Annotated in this window: 17 protein-coding genes, 1 tRNA gene and 1 pseudogene; 14 read left to right on the top strand and 5 right to left on the bottom strand. The window is 54.7% G+C overall.

What is annotated here, in order from left to right; translation table 11 throughout:
* Nucleotides 1-39 precede the first annotated feature (39 nt).
* Nucleotides 40-441, bottom strand: a complete 402-nt coding sequence (locus tag OKW43_RS18775) for a DUF4399 domain-containing protein (protein ID WP_187635104.1) — start codon at nucleotides 439-441, stop codon at nucleotides 40-42.
* A 307-nt stretch (nucleotides 442-748) separates the two neighbouring features.
* On the opposite strand from OKW43_RS18775, the gene OKW43_RS18770 reads away from it, so the two are divergent.
* From OKW43_RS18770 to OKW43_RS18735, 8 genes are all read left to right on the top strand, one after another.
* Nucleotides 749-940, top strand: a complete 192-nt coding sequence (locus OKW43_RS18770; protein ID WP_312892707.1) for a rubredoxin — start codon at nucleotides 749-751, stop codon at nucleotides 938-940.
* A gap of 238 nt (nucleotides 941-1178) precedes the next feature.
* A tRNA-Arg gene (locus OKW43_RS18765) sits at nucleotides 1179-1253 on the top strand.
* A 162-nt stretch (nucleotides 1254-1415) separates the two neighbouring features.
* On the top strand, nucleotides 1416-2636 hold the full coding sequence (locus tag OKW43_RS18760) for a tyrosine-type recombinase/integrase (protein WP_429449019.1): 1221 nt from the start codon (nucleotides 1416-1418) through the stop codon (nucleotides 2634-2636).
* A gap of 784 nt (nucleotides 2637-3420) precedes the next feature.
* Entirely contained in the window at nucleotides 3421-3687 is a 267-nt protein-coding gene (locus tag OKW43_RS18755; RefSeq protein ID WP_429449017.1) for a helix-turn-helix transcriptional regulator, read from the top strand.
* A gap of 197 nt (nucleotides 3688-3884) precedes the next feature.
* Complete coding sequence (locus tag OKW43_RS18750; RefSeq protein WP_429449015.1) at nucleotides 3885-6029, top strand: phage/plasmid primase, P4 family; 2145 nt, start codon at nucleotides 3885-3887, stop codon at nucleotides 6027-6029.
* A gap of 332 nt (nucleotides 6030-6361) precedes the next feature.
* Nucleotides 6362-6559 (top strand): transposase, encoded by a 198-nt coding sequence (locus OKW43_RS18745; RefSeq protein WP_429449013.1) that lies wholly within the window; start codon nucleotides 6362-6364, stop codon nucleotides 6557-6559.
* 303 nt (nucleotides 6560-6862) lie between these two features.
* Nucleotides 6863-7897 (top strand): IS630 family transposase, encoded by a 1035-nt coding sequence (locus OKW43_RS18740; protein ID WP_187639016.1) that lies wholly within the window; start codon nucleotides 6863-6865, stop codon nucleotides 7895-7897.
* Between the two features lie 377 nt (nucleotides 7898-8274).
* The gene (locus tag OKW43_RS18735; RefSeq protein WP_429449011.1) at nucleotides 8275-8526 is read left to right on the top strand and encodes an NINE protein; all 252 of its coding nucleotides are present in this window, start codon (nucleotides 8275-8277) and stop codon (nucleotides 8524-8526) included.
* Nucleotides 8527-8538: 12 nt separating this feature from the next.
* Here OKW43_RS18735 and OKW43_RS18730 read toward each other — a convergent pair whose 3' ends face one another.
* Nucleotides 8539-9804: an IS256 family transposase gene (locus OKW43_RS18730; RefSeq protein WP_429445585.1), complete on the bottom strand. Its 1266-nt coding sequence runs from the start codon at nucleotides 9802-9804 to the stop codon at nucleotides 8539-8541.
* Between the two features lie 123 nt (nucleotides 9805-9927).
* On the opposite strand from OKW43_RS18730, the gene OKW43_RS18725 reads away from it, so the two are divergent.
* Nucleotides 9928-10791 carry a hypothetical protein gene (locus tag OKW43_RS18725; protein WP_429449009.1) on the top strand — a complete coding sequence of 288 codons (864 nt, stop codon included), beginning with the start codon at nucleotides 9928-9930 and terminating at the stop codon, nucleotides 10789-10791.
* 702 nt (nucleotides 10792-11493) lie between these two features.
* Here the strand turns inward: OKW43_RS18725 and OKW43_RS18720 are convergent.
* The 3 genes and pseudogenes from OKW43_RS18720 to OKW43_RS18710 form a co-directional block, all read right to left on the bottom strand.
* Nucleotides 11494-12345 (bottom strand): hypothetical protein, encoded by an 852-nt coding sequence (locus tag OKW43_RS18720; RefSeq protein WP_429449007.1) that lies wholly within the window; start codon nucleotides 12343-12345, stop codon nucleotides 11494-11496.
* 281 nt (nucleotides 12346-12626) lie between these two features.
* A pseudogene (locus OKW43_RS18715) lies at nucleotides 12627-12899 on the bottom strand (VF_A0006 family four-cysteine protein).
* A gap of 407 nt (nucleotides 12900-13306) precedes the next feature.
* Nucleotides 13307-13885, bottom strand: a complete 579-nt coding sequence (locus OKW43_RS18710) for a recombinase family protein (RefSeq protein ID WP_429449005.1) — start codon at nucleotides 13883-13885, stop codon at nucleotides 13307-13309.
* Nucleotides 13886-14227: 342 nt separating this feature from the next.
* Between OKW43_RS18710 and selD the strand changes: the two genes are divergently transcribed.
* The 5 genes from selD to OKW43_RS18685 are packed head-to-tail and all read left to right on the top strand — an operon-like array spanning nucleotide 14228 to nucleotide 18591.
* Entirely contained in the window at nucleotides 14228-15298 is a 1071-nt protein-coding gene (gene selD, locus OKW43_RS18705) for a selenide, water dikinase SelD (protein WP_429449003.1), read from the top strand.
* Nucleotides 15295-16233: an HTH domain-containing protein gene (locus OKW43_RS18700; RefSeq protein WP_429449002.1), complete on the top strand. Its 939-nt coding sequence runs from the start codon at nucleotides 15295-15297 to the stop codon at nucleotides 16231-16233. The genes selD and OKW43_RS18700 overlap by 4 nt, the downstream gene beginning before the upstream one ends.
* A gap of 14 nt (nucleotides 16234-16247) precedes the next feature.
* Nucleotides 16248-17075, top strand: a complete 828-nt coding sequence (locus tag OKW43_RS18695; protein WP_429449000.1) for a hypothetical protein — start codon at nucleotides 16248-16250, stop codon at nucleotides 17073-17075.
* A complete protein-coding gene (locus OKW43_RS18690) occupies nucleotides 17065-17622 on the top strand; it encodes an adenylyltransferase/cytidyltransferase family protein (RefSeq protein ID WP_429448998.1) in 558 nt (185 codons plus the stop codon). The genes OKW43_RS18695 and OKW43_RS18690 overlap by 11 nt, the downstream gene beginning before the upstream one ends.
* Before the next feature lie 6 nt (nucleotides 17623-17628).
* A complete protein-coding gene (locus OKW43_RS18685; RefSeq protein WP_429448996.1) occupies nucleotides 17629-18591 on the top strand; it encodes a DNA adenine methylase in 963 nt (320 codons plus the stop codon).
* The last annotated feature ends 140 nt before the right edge of the window (nucleotides 18592-18731 follow it).

The raw sequence follows: 18731 nt of genomic DNA, 5'->3' as shown, positions 1-18731 counted from the left end.
CAGGCGATGCGCGCCGGCCCGGCCCTGTCGATCAGAGGCTTACTTGACGTGCACCGTGATCGTCTTGCTCATGTCCGGCCCGTACGAGCGATGCGCACCGTCGCCGAATTGCAGCGTCAGCGTATGGTCGCCCGGCGGCAGCGTCAGATCGGTTTCGGTCTGGCCTTTGCCGAAGTGCAGCGACTTGTCGGTCGCGGCGATGACCTCACCCTTCGCCGGCGGCTTGCCGTCGATCAGCAGATGATGATGCCCGGTGCCCTCCGTCATCGTGCCGGCAGGCGCGATCTTCATGCCGTCGAGGCCGAACACGACATGCACCGGATTGCTGACGGTCGCGCCGTCCGCCGGCTGCACGAAGTACACGCCCGCCGCCTGCGCCATGCCTGACGCGGCGAGCAGCCCAGCCGTCGCGATGCCGACCAACCATGTGCTTTTAAACATTGTTCTCTCCTTTGGGAACGAAATCCGGCCACGCGATGCCGCCAGCGGCCTCGCCTGAGACCGATCGTCGCGATGCAGGCGTCATGTGCGCCGCGTCTGTCTAATCAAATCGCTGCAGACCCAAGCATAGACGCTATATGTGACGAAGCCGGCCGCGCGAGCCTGGGCACGCCCCCGGATGCATTGCGGCCGCGCCGCAGCGGTCTTCCGGGGGCGAATTGACAAATTCCGGTAATATTGCGCGTCGCCGCGCGCCCCAGAAAGGGGCAAAGCAAGCCGGCCATTGCATTGAACGAGAGAGTGTGTCGTGAGCGAAGTAATCGAAGTGACGGAATACAAGAGCTGGGTCTGCCTGATTTGCGGCTGGATCTACAACGAGGAAGACGGGCTGCCCGAAGACGGCATCGCAGCGGGCACGCGCTTCGCCGACATCCCGGCAGACTGGCGCTGTCCGCTGTGCGACGTGGGCAAGGCGGAGTTCGCGGTGGTGGAGTTTTAACCGTGAAATGACCTTGTGGCGATGGGCGCGGTTACGTGCGATTCGCCAGATGGCCAGGATGGTTCGTGCGGCTCGGCAGTCGATGTCTGTGGGGCCGTTTGTTTTTGTGGAATTGGTCGCTGCGCGTGCCACCCCTTGCCGGGCTCTCCTTTTGCCCGCGCCGGTTTGATATACTCTGCCCTCGCTGGTCAAGCTCTGGGACTCACCGAGTCCTCGCCGATTTGTCCGGCTCGGTCCTCTCCCTGTAGTTCAATGGATAGAACAAGTGCCTCCTAAGCGCTAGATACAGGTTCGATTCCTGTCAGGGGGACCACAAAAGCTTCCGAAGCTATCCAGCGAAAGCCAAGAAACCCCGTCAAGCTTGGCCTGGCGGGGTTTTTTATTTCCGGCAGCGTCCGACCGCAGCCATTTACAGCCGGGGGTATCTGGGGGTATTTTAGGGGGTATTGAGATACCGCCCGCGTTTGATACCCCCATGCCCCTGACTGACACGACCATCCGGAACGCAAAGCCCGATTCGAAGCCCTTGAAGCTGTTCGACGGCGGCGGCCTGTACCTTCTTGTGACCGCTGCTGGCAAAAAGTGGTGGCGTCTCAAATATCGATTTGCTGGAAAAGAGAAGTTGCTGGCGCTTGGCGTTTATCCGGAGGTCGGATTGGCGACGGCACGTAGGAAGCGCGACGAGGCGCGCGAGGTCTTGGCGTGCGGGACCGATCCGGGAGAAGAAAAGAAAGAGGCCAAACGCCTTCGTATTCTGGCTGCGGCGACCTCTTTCGAGGCCGTATCACGGGAGTGGTTCGCTGGACAGAAAGACGGGTGGTCTAGCGTCTACGCTGACAAGGTCATCGCTTCGCTGGAAATCGACGTGTTTCCGACGCTGGGTGGCCGTCCCATTACCGAAATTGAAGCGCACCATCTCGTGCAGGTAATCCGCACGATTGAGGCGCGCGGCGTTCGTGAGACGGCAAAGCGTATCCTGCAGCGTTGCCGCTCGGTCTTCCAGTACGGCATCATGACCGGTCGGTGCACCCGCAATCCGGCAAGTGAGATAGATTCCGCGGTCATCCTCAAGAAGGGACCCGCTGTGCAGCACATGGCCCGCGTAAAAGCGGCTGAACTGCCACGGCTGATGACGGACATCGGCGCATACGAAGGGGACCCGGTAACGCGACTGGCACTTGAGTTGATGGCGCTGACGTTTGTGCGCACCACCGAATTGATTGGCGCGAGGTGGGACGAAATCAATGTCGATTTGGCTGAGTGGCGCATCCCCGCCGAGCGGATGAAAATGCGCACACCGCACATCGTTCCGCTCAGCCAGCAAGCGCTCGCCATCATTGCACAACTGCGCACATTCAACGGTACGCGCGACTTTGTTTTCTATAGCCCTCAGAGCCGGAGCTACATTTCAAACAACACTATGCTGTACGCGCTCTATCGAATGGGATACAAGGGCCAAATGACCGGGCACGGCTTCCGAGGATTAGCGGCGACAGCACTCCGCGAAATGGGCTACTCACGTGATGTAGTGGACCGCCAGTTAGCGCACGCTGAACGCAATCAGGTCACTGCAGCCTATGTCCACGCCGAATACCTGCAAGAACGCCGTCAAATGATGCAGCGTTGGGCCGACCATGTGGAGGCGGCCCGCACGGGCGCGGACGAAGTCGCCCGCAGTCGTGAGGCGACAGCGTAAGTTATTTGTCCACCCATCCGACGCCACGGTTATAGACGCTTGTTGACGACGTACACTTCCTATTCATCACGGAAACAGGTGTTTTTCGTCGTCGCCGATGATTTGAGCGAGCGGGCCGTGGTATAGGCCGGCTTGTTCCGACTGGCAAACCAGGTTGAATTTAGCGTCTAAGCGCCCGCGCGTCATTCACGATTTGCGCACTAACTCGCTCTCCAACTTCAGCAGCGAGCTACTTGCCGTATTCGGGACTGCGGCACCGACATTCGGTGGACGGGAACACACTCCGTCGCTTATCACCGTCCGTCCACAGTCTCGATCAAAAAATCCAGCGTCCTCGCGTACCGGCCGTTGGCATATCGATCCTGCCCTTCCCGATCTCCGCCACCCTTCATTTTCGCGCGACGCGCAAGCGTGCTGCGTCGACGATTTCTCTTGTTCAATTCGTTTCGATTCAACGACACCGACGTTCTTGCACTCGCGAACTAACGTCGACATCCCAAGCGCCGGAACCCTTTAACTCGCGGACAGCACCGCATAAATCTCCTACCGAAGAGTAAATAACTGTTCGGCCTGTACCGCGGCCACCGTACGTCAACGTTACGTACGGCCCCAGTAATGAGCAGCCAATCACCGTAGTCGAGCAAAGCGAGTTCCAATTGCGCCCGTATACCGTTGCGCGCGAAGATAACAAGACTACTGGCCGCGGTTGTTCACGTCACTCTGCTCGGGCACGAAGAAAACACAAAAAAATTTCGTGAGTCCGGTTCGCTTCAGTAATTAAGGCATGAGACCACCAAGTTTTCGCGTGGTTGACACCCTTCACTTCCGGAGCAAAACAATGCCTGATCAGATTATGAACGATTCACGCCACGAGCTTTCGATTCTCCGACTCCCCGACGTCATCCAACTAACGGGGCTGTCACGATCCACCATCTACGCAGCGGTCTCAGCTCAGGCCTTCCCACGCCAGGTGCGCTTATCGGCTCGATGCGTGGGCTGGTTCGAGCATGACATCCAAAGTTGGCTGCTCACCAGAGTGCAGGCTGCGTAAAAGCGGACAACCGACAATGGCTACCAAGGAATCGGACCCGTGGCCGTCGGTGGAGCAGGTGGAGCAGATCGACGGGCGCTTCCCTGTACGAGGGGAGGGGGTTCTCTCTCTTCCTATTCTAACAAAATATCAAGTAGGTGCCTCCACCTCCTCCATCACTGATCGAGTGAGGCGGAAACAGCCGCAGGACACAGACCATGAACTTCGACGAAGACGATGTCATCCGTTTCAAGCAATTCATTCACGGGGAGGAAGCAGCAACGCTGTTCTTCTTTACGAAGCCAGCACTTCCCGATAAACGAAATTTCAGGATTCACAAAAAATTGTCGCGTAGCGTCTTGGATCGCCTATCGAAAGCAAATCAGGAGGGCTACAACGTGACTCTTATGATCAACCGTGGCAATGGTCAGGGTAGGAAAGCTGAACACGTCTTAAAAACGACTGCTTGCTTTATTGATACCGATGGAGACGTTGCTCTCAGTGATGTCCGAAAAAGCCCTGTCATGCCCCACTGTATCGTGAAGTCTTCTCCGGGGCACTATCACGCATACTGGCGCGTGAAGGACTTGCCATGCGAAAAGTTCGCGGAGTTGCAGAAGGCATTAGCTCACAAGTTTGGCAGCGACCCTAGCGTCTGCGATCTGCCGCGCGTAATGCGTGTACCTGGGACCCGCAACTGGAAGTACGGGCAGCCGACGTTCGCGAAAATCGTCGACATTGACGAAGACGCTCCTGCCGTTCCGTGGACGGAGTTCGTTGCGGACATGGAATTGAAAATTCCAGCCGACAAAAAACCGGTACTCATCAAAGCCAGCGAGCCTGTCAGTAAGAAGCCTGACGACGATCTGGCTGCACGCGTAGCCGAAGCACTGAAACTGATTTCAGCCGAACCGCGGGAAAAGTGGCTGCGGGTCGGAATGGCTCTCCACTCTCAATGGCCCGATGCTTTTGGATTCGATCTGTGGTGTCAATGGGCCCGTCAGTCATCGAAATACGATGCCGACGATCAGCGCACGACGTGGGACGGACTGGGCCAGCGAAGCGGCGTCTCGGTCAATACGATCTTCTGGATGGCAAGCGAAAAACAGCGAGGGGGTACCGGCGCCAACGAAGCTTGCATGCCGCAAAACGAGCTCGAATTATGCGAGATGTTTGCCGCAACCTATCAGTCTGAGCTTCGCTATGCAGATCGAAAATGGTACGAATGGGTGGACAATCGTTGGCAAGTCGACGAAGCATCTGCGCACCGTCGGGCTCGCGAGTTCGTGAAAGGATTGGTTGATACAACCAGGTCAGATTCGTCGAAGAGTGGCAGTTCTGTGGACAGGTGGCAGACGCGCGCAGCGCTGACCACCCTCGTCGAGCTCGCGAAATACGAGCAAAGCTTGTCAGCGACAAAATCTCAGTTTGACGCGAATCCTAATTTGCTCCCGGTAAAAAACGGTGTTATAGATTTGACCACACAGACTTTCCGACCTGGGCGCCCCGAAGACATGGTCAGCCGAAGCGCGCACGTTGAATACGTCCCTAACGCGAAATGCCCGGTGTGGACTTCTTTTGTCGACCAGATTACGGATGGCGACGCCGAACTTGTCCGGTATCTTCGCGCTATAGCCGGCTACACGCTATTCGGGCATGCGCGGGAACAGCTTTTCTTTGTTTTGATCGGCAATGGAGCCAACGGAAAAAGCGTTTTTTTGAACACTCTGCGCACAATGCTCGGAGATTACGGAGTCACGGTCCAAAACAGCCTTTTGCAACGGATGGGCGATAATGCGAATGGCCCGTCCCCCGCACTCGCAAAGATCGAGGGTCGACGCATGATTGCTTGCTCTGAGATGCCGCGAGGACGAGGCTTCGATGAAGCATTTGTGAAGCAACTGTCAGGCAACGACGCCGTCAGCGCGCGCGGCCTCTATAGTGACCAGATCGAATTTGTCCCGGTTGCGAAGCTATTTCTTGCCGTCAACAGCTTTCCGGAAGTGCGATTCGATGACGACGCGATGTGGCGCCGTATTGTGCCGATTGCATTTCGACGTTCGTTCACCGGCGATCAGGCCGATCATCATCTCGCAGACAAACTCAACGACGAATTTCCCGGAATACTAAATTGGACGCTACGAGGTGCACGAGACTACGTGACATCGGGCTTGCCGCATTGCACATTGGTCATGGAGGAAACGAAGCGCCTACGAAACAGCATTGATTCCATCAAGGAATGGCTCGACGCGGAATGTGAAATGGACGCCCGGGTATTCAGAACAGGCGAGCATCGCATATACATCCTACGCAGAATTTATGAAAAAACAGCAGCGGCGCCCTCAGAAAACGACGGACTTTAAAAAAGTCCTCGACGCACGAGGATTTCGTTGGCGAAAGACAAAGGTGAGCAACGTTTATCAGGGGTTTCGCATCACCGAGCAGTGACCGGATAAGGGTTAAGCGAGACTGCTGCGCAGTCTCGCGCGAAGAGATATTCATCAGTGCGCTGTCAAAGGCAAGTATGGACCAAATGTACAGAGTTCCAAAAACCGAGAACGCCTCATTTTCGATACCCAAACGCTCTGCCACCTGTTCCTGGGGTAAGCGTCCGACCGTGACCGCATAGACGCCTGACGGGGGCGACGCCATGCTATCCACGGGGCACGAGTGTGACTGTGTCCACAAAGGAATCATGGACACAGTGACCGAATCCACCGAAGTCAATGGCCCGCGCAAGTATCGTCGGCGTACGCAGGACGAGAAGCGCCAGATCGTCGAAGAGACGTTATCCAGTGGACGTTCCGTAGCGGAGATTGCGCGCATTCACGCGGTGAACGCGAATCAGGTACCTTGCAGGAAGGTGCTTCGCCAACAAACCAATGACGTCTAACGCGTTCAGCCTAAAACTCGTCCGCGGCGATCAAGTAGCTACGGTCGTCTCGGCACTTGTTAACAATGTACCCGCGTAAGGCCGAGCAATCGACGCCTGGTTTCAAAGGCCCAAACATGTCATCGAAGAACCGCATCAATTGCCGCCGCGTGACCAGCACATGGATCTCCAGGCTGTCGTCCCCTGGGTATCCAACCGCTAGGCCCTGCTTCGTTGCCCACCCCCGTACGTGATTACTCATAAGTCAGGAATTTTGCGGACAGATGGTCTATGCTTGAGCGATAGCTATTGAGAGCATCGCCCATGAAACGAGATGGCCGGAGTCTGGCTCACAACACGCTCGAAGAGATGCGTATCCTTGCAGTTCAGCGTATGGCTGAAGGCGAGCATCCAAATGATGTTGCCGCGTCATTTGGGATGCATCGCTCGTGGGCGTACAAGATTAGGGCGCAGGCGCGAGGCCGTGGTCATGGTGTGCGAGCGCTGCGCTCGACCAAGGGCACAGGTCGCCCACGTACGCTCACTGCGACGCAGGAGCAGCGGGTAATGCGCTGGGTTAATGGCAAGAATCCAATGCAGTACGGGTTTGATTTTGGCTTGTGGACGCGCAACCTGGTTCGTGAGCTGGTACGACAGAAATTCGGCGTCACGCTGAGTCTGGCTTCGATCGGTGCGATGCTCGCCCGTCTGAACCTGACGCCGCAAAAGCCGTTGCAGCGTGCTTACCAGCGTGATCCGGAAGCTATCGAGCGTTGGCAGCGAGACACCTATCCGAGCATTGCCAGGCAGGCTCGCGAGCAGAAGGCGGACATCTTCTTCTGGGATGAATCGGGCTTCCGTGCTGACTCGGTGCATGGCAGGACGTGGGCGCCGCGCGGTGAGACGCCGGTGGTCGAGCGGCCCGGCGAACGGCAAAGCATGAGCGCCGCGTCCGCTGTTAATTCGAAGGGCGCTTTTTGGTTTGCAACGTATGAAGGGGCACTTAGCGGCGAGTTGTTCGTGGAACTGCTCAAGAAGTTGATGTTCAATCGGAGAAGAGCGGTTCATTTGATCGTCGACGGATTGCCAGCGCATAAGAAAGCCGTCGTTAAGGACTATGCCGCTAGTACGCAGGGCAAGTTGACTTTACATTTCCTGCCCGGTTACGCACCGGACCTCAATCCGGATGAACTGGTGTGGAGTCACGTCAAGCGGACCGGCGTCGCGCGACGCCCACTTCAAAAAGGTGAAAAGTTGGGCTCAAAAATTCACGAGCAGCTTTCACAAATTAGCCGCGATCCGTGCCTTGTTCGCTCATTTTTTAGGCATCAATCTGTCCGCTATATTTCTGACGTATGAGTAATCCAATAGGGACTTGGTGGCGGAGGGAGAAAGCGAAAGCGCGGTGACTGCGCCAAGAAAGCGGCAAACTCTTGATCGTCGACTGAGCCGATCCAAGCATCGCTGAAAGTCAAGGTGATTCCCCCAAATTTGGTATCGGCTTGATTTGTCTGCGAGCGCACTCTGACCATATAGACGCTCGCTTATATCGAGTCTACTTCGGCAAAGAGTTATTTGCGAATATGTTGCGGCCAAAACTCCCAAAAATGATTCAGGCCTCTAATGGATACGTGGGCCATGGATCACGTCAAGGCTAAAGAAATGGCTTCTTGTTGCCGTTATCGCAGCTGGGCCGCCAGTCGATTCAATCAACTAAAGAGAAGCCATAGATTTATATGAACGAAAATACTTTGCAAACCACGGCGCAAGCCATCGGCGACCACGCCTTCCACCGCAATCTCCAGCAGGCACAGACCCGCTCTGCTTTTGCCGCTTACCTCCTCTGGTTTTTCCTAGGTTCGGTCGGTGCGCACCTGATGTACACGCGCCGCTGGGTCATGCTCGCAGCCCACTACCTGCTATTGGTTCTGACAGGTGTCGGCGTTGGCATGGGAGCTAACGTCAAGAGTGGTGTATGGGCAACTTGAAGGCAGGCGCTTTCAGGCGGCGAGTTTCTGCTGAACCGGTTGATCGTCTTTCACCTGTTCGCCGTCCTTGAAGGCAATGCCCTCCAGCAGCAGCTTGATCTGTGCAGGGCCGTTGATACGGCGCCAGGTTTTCTCGGCTTCCTCGATCAGCTTGAATGCCAGGCCCAGGAAGGTCGCTCGCGACACGCAGTTGCGCGTACGCGTGGTGCGGTGGCGCACGGTCGCGAACGTCGACTCGATCGCATTTGTCGTGCGCAGATGCTGCCAGTGTTCCGCCGGGTAATCGTAAAAGGCCAACAGGCTTTCCCGGTCCTTCTTCAACGTTTCGGTGGCTTTCGGATACTTCGCCGCGTAGACCGTCACGAAACGATCGAAGGCGGCGTATGCGTCAGCGCGCGTCGCGGCCATCCAGATCGCCTGCAGGTCTGCTTTGGCTTTGCCTTGCTGCGACTTCGGCAGCGCATTGAGCACGTTGCCCATCTTATGGAACCAGCAGCGCTGGCCTCGCGTCGCAGGAAACACTTCTTCCAGCGCGGCCCAGAAGCCCATCGCGCCGTCGCCGATCGCCAGCAGCGGACCAGCCTGCAGGCCTCTCGATTTCAGGTCGAGCAGCAGTTCCTGCCAGGACGCCTTTGACTCCCGGTACCCATCGCCGATCGCCACGCGCTCCTTGCGCCCATCCGGCCTCACGCCGATGATCACCAGCAGGCACTGGCCGTCCGAATTCTCGCTTCGCAGCCCCGTGTGGATCCCGTCGACCCACCAATACACGTAGTGCGATTTCGACAGATCACGTTGGCTCCAGCTGGCATGTTCGTCGGCCCACTGCGCCTTCAGGCGGCTCACCACATTGGCCGACAGACCCTTGGCATCTTCGCCTAGCAGGACGCTCAGAGCCTCGCTCATGTCGCCTGTCGAGATGCCTTTCAGATACAGCCACGGCAGCGCAGCACTCACGCGTGGCGACTTCCTCACATACGGCGGCACAATCGACGAATTGAACTTCACACCAGATCCTGATCGATCGCGAACCTTCGGGACCTTCACGGCAATTGGCCCAGCCGCCGTCAACACTTCGCGCTCAGGCAGATAGCCGTTGCGCACCACGGCGCGCTGGCCGTGCAAGGTCTTGACGTTCTCGAACCGCTCCAGCAGCGCCGCGAGCTCGGCTTCGATCGCCTGCTGGATCACCTGCCGGGCTCCGTGCCGCACCAGTTCGTCCAGACCCAGACCGGCTCCCGATAGACCAACGACTTCTTTTTCCGTAAACTTGTTCATGGTGGATGGTTTGTTGTTTGCTGGTTTCCGACTTCGACAATCAGATTCTCAGCTGAAACCTCCACCGCCTACAATCTCCCGCCTCAACTCCCCCGTACACCACTTCCGACTTTAGCTCTTGGCATGGTCTTCCACAATGATGGAATCCACAGCCTGGCCGTTGGATTTGCGGCACTCTGGGGCGCGTTCCTGCCGTTCGGCACCTTCAGCTTCCTCGGCATGTGTATCCTGTTTGCGCAGGTGAACTACTGTAACGAGGACTCTGCGTTGCGACTGGCTGGGCAGAAGACGAGACTCACGCGCGTTACTGAACGTCTGGTTATCATTATTTCGGTCGGTGCGTTCGCGATCTTCGCTACTCTACTGTCGGATGTACCGATTTCGACGTCGGTAAGGGCTCCGGCACATGACGAACTGTCCACGACTCCGGATACGACTGTGCGGACGTCTGCGGTACAGCAAGCCAATCCAGAGAGCGCTAGCAGCGCGCCTGCGGCGAACGTCGAACAGGACAGCACTCAGCCACAAGCCAATGCGGCTGAGGCTTCTTCGCAGGTGGCGACTGGGGCAGACGCGGTACAAGCACAGGAGCAGCAACCGCCAGTACAGGTTCAGTCTACACAACCCCCTGCTACTCAACAGACAGACCCTGCTACGAATTTCAACACGAATCCAAATCAGGTTTATGAAGCGAGTTTTGACTGCGGACAGAGCCACTCGCAAAATGAATATTTGATTTGCCACACGCCAGCACTTGCTATCGCAGACGTGAAGCTCGCTAACTCCGTAACGGCGGCCAAAAACGCAATTCCTCCTGTAGATTTGGATGCTCTAAAGGAAAGGATGCGGGGGCAGTGGAACTTCCGGGAGAAGCGTTGCAACGACGTCGCCTGTCTGAATACGTGGTACACCTATCAGATCAATACGATGACCCTCATTACACAGACCCAGAACGTTGCGGCTCGCTTGGATACCACACAAAACTGATAGCCAATCAGAGGCAATGGGACAGGACAAATTCAGTACCGGGTATGGAACGCGACCAAAGACCGCGCCAAGCAAGCCCGATATGAGAGTAATGCCCCGAGGCGTGTGGGGCGCGGTCGGAGCTAGCGCCGCGCCTGCGCCTAGCGGGTGGCAAGCTTGTCACCTGACATATGGTTTCGGGATCGAAGGCTTCCTAGGCACCTAGCAACTGTCGTAGTTCTGAGTTTGACCCGGCGCGGAACTGGCTGTTGAAAATCAAGTGCTTACGCTGGGTCTCGAAAACACCTGTGGGGCAGGACGCTCGAAATCCTACAGGCACCTGCCCACCGCAACCTGGCAACCTGGCAACCTGGCAACCTGGCAACCCTTCACCGTACGTTTCGACGGGGCGAGGTCAATGAATGCAATCGAAATTAAATCTTGCGAATCTCAGGGCTGCAATCGTCAACTGTTGAGCGCCGCGCGCATCGAGGTAGCGAAATGAACAAAACGGAACACGTTGAATCGCGGATCGACGCGATGTTAACCAGCATGGACAGGTGGCCAGCGCTCTGCGAGTTTCCTGACCCGCAGCCGGCGGTTGGGACCAGCAGGCCGGATATCCCGGACGCGGCACTCATCGACAAGTTCGCTTCGGACCCGTACTCGCTGTCCCGATTCCGGTGAGTCGAACCCAGTTGGCGCAATCGGATGGGGGCGCTGTCAGTAGCAGTTCGTGCGCGTCGTATTTCCGTTGGTATCGGACCTGCAATTGAACATTTGCGGAGCGGGATGATTCATTCCCTGCACAACACCGGACACGAAACCTCCGAGCAGCATGAGGGCAATATCCGCGCCTGAGGGGCCGGAATTTGCCTGCTGCTGAGCCTGTTGCTGCTGCTGAGCCTGTTGCTGCTGCTGAGCCTGTTGCTCCTGCTGCGCCTGCCGCTCCTGCTGCGCCTGCCGCTGAGCTTGTAGCCAGGCCCTTCGCGCGGCCGCCTGTCCGGCCAATCGCTCTTCCTCCGCCTGTCGACGTGCCTCCTCCTGCTGCGCCTGCCGCTCCACCTCCTCCTGCTGCGCCTCCTTCTGTGCGATACGTTGTTGCTGCTGAGCGCGCAGCCTTTTGTCCTCCTGCGACAGGAGCGGTTCCATCATTAGTGCGTGCAGGGAGTCCTGATAAGGGCCGTCCAGCTTGGCCGGCTCTTTTAGCGACACCGCGGCGGGCTTGAGAGGCTGTCCGGGTGGCGTGTACTCAGCAATATTTCCATCCCATATCGCACCGCTGGGCCACACCACCGTAAACGGCGACTGCACGATACCGGACGCTTTCTCGTATGGCGTGAGTGGAAATGTTGCCACGGCCAATGGCGACTCTCCGATATACGTCCCTGCTGTGAAAATGCTTGCCCCTTCGGGGACCGTATAAATCACCCAGGTCAGACAATCGGGACAGGACGCGGTGGGTTTAGCTGCCGCGTGGCTTGTTGTCACCTTGCCACTCGATGGATTTGTCGCGCACCCACCGATTAAAACTGCTACGGCGGTAGCTGTTATCGCGGCGAAGGCAGTTTTCATGATTGTTACTTGTCATGATCGGATCGAGCCGAGTCTACAGTTGGTTGCGCCTGCAACTGTTCGCTGGGCAACGCAACCCGCAATGCCGGCTCAGGAATGCTTCCGAGCCCGAGCGGAGGCGCACATAAGGTCCGGATCCGGCTTCTTGCCCGCTGCCCAAAAAGCTTCAAGAAATTTGGTTTGCGCTACACGAAAGGCACCCAGTGAGGGCATGACCAAAGGAGTCTTGAATCACCCCTCGCCGGCCTTCTCCCTCCGGTCCCTGCCAAACGTCGTCGGTCCTACATCTGATTTTGACGTCGGCATGCATGCAGTATCTCGTTGACCGCGAATGCTCCTCTCACGCTCTGCATATTTTGCAGATCACACAAGTGATACGCTCTTTCGCGCGGCAAAAGCATTGCGCCATTTCTGTAAAGCGCGTCGCACGAGTTGCTAATCTCGCGAGCCGCAAAGCTGCTCTGACTATTTGCCAATGAATGCAGGATGCATTGATCGTAGTCTGAATTATCACCACCTTATGCTAGGGCCGAGAGCGGGGTGGCGAGCGTGATCGAGAGAAACCGTTAAGCGAGTTGAGCATGATTGTGGCCGAGACTCGGAGATATCACAGTGGGCAGTCACCGATTGTCAACGATTCGGGCCCCCAATGTCGAACGTCTGAACGTCTCAGGGTGGCCGAAACGAAAAATTCGGCAGTTGCCCATTAGCAGTCCGTCCGGGCTCGGCGCGATACGACTAGACGCTTCATGCACATCTCTGTATTTGAAGCAGTCGCGTTTGCGCCAGACACCGAAGCCCCCAAACCCGGTAACGAATCAATGGATGTGCCTGCGCGAGCAAAGTCTGATCCGAGTGGGTGAACGTGATGGATCGTTGTCAGGCTATCCGGCAGTATTGCCCTCGCGCTCCATCGATCTACCGTCGCATGCATTTACGGGAGCAGCGAAAGCTCGGCCAATTACGCGATGTGGGCCGCGGCCTTCGTAATTGTCGGATGGCTCACGCCGTACTCTTTCGCAAGTCCGCGCGCGGTCGCGCCCGCTGCGAGCTTAACTTTGATTTCTGCGCGTTGCGTGGCCGTCAGCGACAACGGGCGGCCGGAAATCTTGCCTTCTGCCTTGGCCCGTGCGAGACCAGCATGCGTGCGTTCGACCAGCTGATCGCGTTCGAACTGAGCGAACGCCGCAAACATGCGCATTACGAGATCGCCGGCTGCACTCGTTACTTCCATTACCGGCAGGTCCAACACAATGACCGCGACCTTCATGTCTCGCAACATCGCAACCGTCGCATCTATGTCGCGCGCGTTCCGTCCGAGTCGATCCAGCTTTGTGACCACAAGCTTGTCGCCTTCGTCGAGTTTGCCGACCAGCTTGGCAAACATTGGCCGATCCATAGCCGCGACCGTACCGCTGATCGTCTCCGCATACACGTGACGGTCAGCGACAACGTAATCTGCCTTCTCGGCCAACAAAACCTGATTCGCAGTCGTCTGCTCGTTGGTGCTGACGCGGGCGTAAAGGAAGGTCTTGGACATGGCGCGCTCAATGGAAAGATAACGTGGAAATAATATCATGCGTAAACAAATCCAGAAACAAGGACTTTATTTCCACATTTCCGCCGTGTTCTAACCCGGCAAGAAAACGGTCGTTTCTTTTCCACCGTACCCAGCCACAATTCAATTCAATCGGCTCAACGTAGCCAAAAACTTAACAGCGAACATCGCTCACCAACCGTTGACCGCAGACGAAAGCGATATCTGCGGGGCAGTTCGACGCGTCGTGCTAGCTCCGTCTGTGTTTGCAACGCTTTCCATCACTGGAACCGCCCATACGCATTAAACTCTCACTACTTTTCCAATCGCACAGAGCTTACGGGATTGAAAGACAAGATGGCGATACAACAAATCGCGCAACGATTTATAGACCTTGCGACTGATGCCGGATGTTCAAAAAAAGCAGATGCGGGCGAACTGACGGCAATGCTGAGGAGCGTTGCAGCCAATACAAACTCATCTAGCATAAGAAAACTAGGTGAGACTTTTCCCGATGTCGGACGCTCTCGGGTCGGCGACGCGGAATGCATGGCTACCGTCGACGTATTGTTCCCAATGGTCCACGAACCCGAAGATTTTGGCCGTATAGTCGCGAACCACGTACTGGGTGACATCTACGCTGCTTTTGGCCTCCCCACGTTCGCACTTGCTGTCGTCGGAATCCCCTATGGGGTCGAGGCGTCAGGAAACGAAGTCACTGAAATGATGTCCGGTGCTGTGCGCGAATTGGGAGACGCTGGCGCTTGCCTAATAGGTGGCCACACGTTGGCAAAGCAATCGGATCTCTCGCTTGGATTCACCGTAGTTGGCACCCCCATGAGAGGTGAGAGAAAAACGGTCCGCGCTACTGGTCATGGTGACCCGATTTTTGTCACTAAGCGTCTCGGCACAAGTGTGGCGACGCTGCTCTGGAAGACGGAAGATGCGCAGGATGACTCGTTCCAAGACGCAAAATCCTCGATGTTACAAAGCAACCTGACGGCCGCGCGACTTCTGTATCGGTCCGGTGTAACGTACTGCACAGACGTAACTGGGTTCGGCTTGGTCAATCATCTCCATCGCCTAATGCTGCGTACCGAAAGCGCGTCCAAAATTTTCTTTGACCTACTGCCCGCTTTTGCATCCGTGACTCCGATTGAGGAGGCAGGCTATCCGACTTCGAGTCTCTATTTCCAAAACGTGGAATTTGCTTCGCGATTTTCGAATGCTCTCAGCGCTTGCGCACATAAGAAGTCGGCGCTGCTTTTTGATGCCCAAGTCGCGGGCGGCCTTTTGTTCACGTATCCACGCGAGCAATCACAGGAGCTTGAGCAAGACTTCGAACAAGCAGGCATTGAATTATTCAAAATCGGCAACCTCAAAAAGGGCAAGATCGGCGAGGTCACCATTTTATGAGTAACCGTAGTCTCACTGAGAAAGCAAGCGCCGATCAAGATCACTTCCAGCTTAGTGGCGAAGAGTCTTTAAGCTTTCTCGATGTCGCTGAATATTATTTGAAAGCAGAAAATCGTCCATTATCAGCGCGAGATATCGTCGGCCGAGCTATGGCTGAAGGAATGCTAGTCTCGTCGGGGAAGACGCCTTGGCAAACAATGAAGTCAAAGCTTTCTACTGACATCCTTAATAATGGCGAAAGATCGCGGTTCAAGCGTGTATACCAAGGGTCGTTTGCGCTTCGCGACTACGATGCCGACGAATATATCGCAACCCGTTTTGTCAAGAGCAAGCTTGACGAAGATATCGCTGTCATATCACGCAATGATCTATCTCAAATTATTCCTGGAGTTGGCTATTTCCCGGGTGTAATTGACAGGTTTAAATTATCTACGCTTGCGAAGCCGATGCGTAGACGTGAAGCAGAGGAGACCTTCGATTGCGTTCAATTGGTTTCTGTGTTCTTGGTAAGATGTGGCTCAGCTTTTTTGACGCACATGAGAAGTGCTCGGCTTCCAGAAAGTCGACTACGGGGAGAATATTCAATGATGCTAGGAGGTCATCTTTCAATGGATGACTTTGCTCAGCTTACATTGGATCTGTTTTCGGAGGACGATGACCTTTCGGATTGCACATATATTCTCCGCGAATTAAGCGAGGAACTGATTGTTGACACGAATCTATCCGTTTCATCCCGGGGTTTTATTTATGATGACTCCCGTGTTGTCAGCACCCAGCACCTAGGATTGGTGTATGAGGTTTCGATTGACATTCCCTCTTTCACAATCGGCGAAAGAGGCTTCCTCCTACATCCAAAATTCGAAACGCTTAGCGAAATTCAAAGTCGAAGGGAAGATTTTGAAAACTGGTCATGGATATTGATGGACTCTTTTTAAAAAAATAAATAAATATGCATTTCATTCTCAAATATGCGCTAAAACTGATTTTCTTTTTGGCTTCCAGCCATAGGAAAATTGGCATCAGAGACTTTCAGGCCGCCATGGGCGCAACTGCGATCCTGTCTCTATTGACGATAGTACCAGCGGCACTACATATATTCACTGGATGGCGCGGATCCTCCGCAATTGAACCTTTACAAATTTTTATGGTAGTGCTGCCACTCGTCTTGGCATTTGTGCCAATCGTTTACATTGTGAAGCTTCGTCGTTTTGGCATCACTGACGCCGACTATAGCGTCGCTACAGGCATTAACTACAAGGCGGCCCTTAAAAGCGCCCGAGCCGGGTTCCAGTTTTTGGGGATAGGCGCTTCAAAACTCACGGCAGAAGAGCCTGAGCTAAGAGAGGCGATTCGAATCGCCGCGCGTTCTAGCGAGCCAATTAAGATGTTATTGGTCGATCCGGATGCTAAGTCAATATTTCAAGGTCTGGAGAAAATGGACGGGACGACGGGGTACGCAGCAAATGTCAAAGGATCCGTGCTATTTCTAGAGACCCTAGCACAAAACAACGAAAATTTCATGAAGTTGCGGTTCTACCAACCGATTACGATGGAAGATGTCAAGCCATTCCGGCTTTTTTTCGCCGATAATGCTTGCCTCGTAAGCCCATTCTCTCCCAGCACGGGCGAGAAAGATCAAGGTCGGAATTTGCCGCAGTTGCGGATATCGGCAGTTGGGTTTCCGAATGCAAGCGAACCAACGCTTTACGTATCTTTAAAGAAATACTTCGAGAAAAATTGGAACGAAGCAGAGGAGAAAAAAGACAATGCAAACTAAACTTTTTCCACAAGGATGTGTTCACGGCCGCTTTCAGCCTCCACATCTTGACCACCTGAAATACATTCGAGCTGCCTTGGCTAAAGTGGAGCATCTGATCATCGGAATTGCTCAACCAGACGCGCCATATTTGGATGACTGCGAGGCGGACCCACATCGATCACAAAAAGCCGACAATCCGCTCACATACGTTGAGCGATGCGTTGCTATGGAACGAATGCTCACAGGCGAAGGCGTCTCTCGCGATAAGTTTTCATTTTCTCGTTTTCCAATTGACCGTCCAGACGAGTTACTTGACATCATTCCGTGCTCCGTTGTTTGCTTTACTACAATTCGCGACGATTGGAATCGAAAAAAAATCGAAATTCTGCGGCAACATGGCTACGACGTGAAGGTGCTTTGGGAAAGCGCGGTTCAAGGTATTTCCGGCACCAAAATTAGACAAAAAATGCGATCTTCCGACGCGGCATGGGAAGAAAGCGTCCATCCCGCAGTCGCAGGGTATCTCAACTCCGAGCATCTGGTAGATCGGATTAAACTCGGGTGACTATCTGTGAATTACGATAAGTCATCGAAATTCGTTGAACAGACGACAAGCCCGATAATTTTCGACGGAAATACCGAACAGAAATCGACGCCAATCTCCGGTGCAAGAGCTACCCTCGCACTCCCATTGGGTCGAGTAAGATCAGCGAAACCCAAAAAATCTATCGAAAAAAACCTCCTGCCTTTCTTGAAATGGCCCGGGGGTAAGCGCTGGCTTTTTGAACAATGTCCTGCATTGATTCCGAAACAGCTTGATGGCCGCTATATCGAACCATTTTTGGGCGGCGGCGCAATGTTTTTCGCATTAAATCCCCGTGAGGCGATTCTTTCAGACTTATGCTCTGATTTATTTTATGTTTACAGAGGAATTCGCAATCAGCACCAAGCGGTCTCTCGCATTTTATCTATCCACGCGGAAAATCACAGTCGAGACTATTATTATAAAGTCCGTCAGAGCGAGCCAGAACACATCGCCGAGCGTGCCGCGCGCCTTCTTTATTTGAATCGCACCTGTTTCAACGGCATATATCGAGTCAATCGTCAAGGAAAATTTAATGTTCCACTTGGCTCTAAGACATCGGTAATTCGTCCAGATGATGATTTTCAAGCATGGTCTACCGCTCTTCGGCGCGCCCAAATAAAGCATTGCGATTTCGAATCAGTAATTGATGAGGCGAGAGAAGGAGATTTTATATTCGCCGATCCACCATACACGGTTCGACATAATGAAAATGGATTTATTAAATACAATGAAATTCTTTTCTCATGGGATGATCAAGTTCGATTGCGCGATTGTTTGCAGCGCGCAAAAAATCGCAATGTTCGCATCTTGGTAACGAACGCGAACCATGAATCCCTTCGAAATTTATATCAAAACGGATTCAAACAGTTCATCGTTTCAAGGTTCAGCCCAATAGCGGCATGCAGCGAGAGCAGGAACAGGTACGAAGAACTGGTGATCACGGCCTAACATACGATCACTGTCGCTTGAACATCGAGCGGTAGGCCCCCGACTCCTTAATGCGTCAGATGCGCCCCCCCAAGGGAATCGCCCTTGGGGGTACTTTAGGGGGTATCTATTTTGATAGAAGAAAAATAAAGGTATAGAAT

The organism is Paraburkholderia sp. WC7.3g (genome assembly GCF_050436345.1).
Taxonomy (GTDB): domain Bacteria; phylum Pseudomonadota; class Gammaproteobacteria; order Burkholderiales; family Burkholderiaceae; genus Paraburkholderia; species Paraburkholderia podalyriae.
This window is presented reverse-complemented; position numbering and strand designations above follow the sequence as displayed.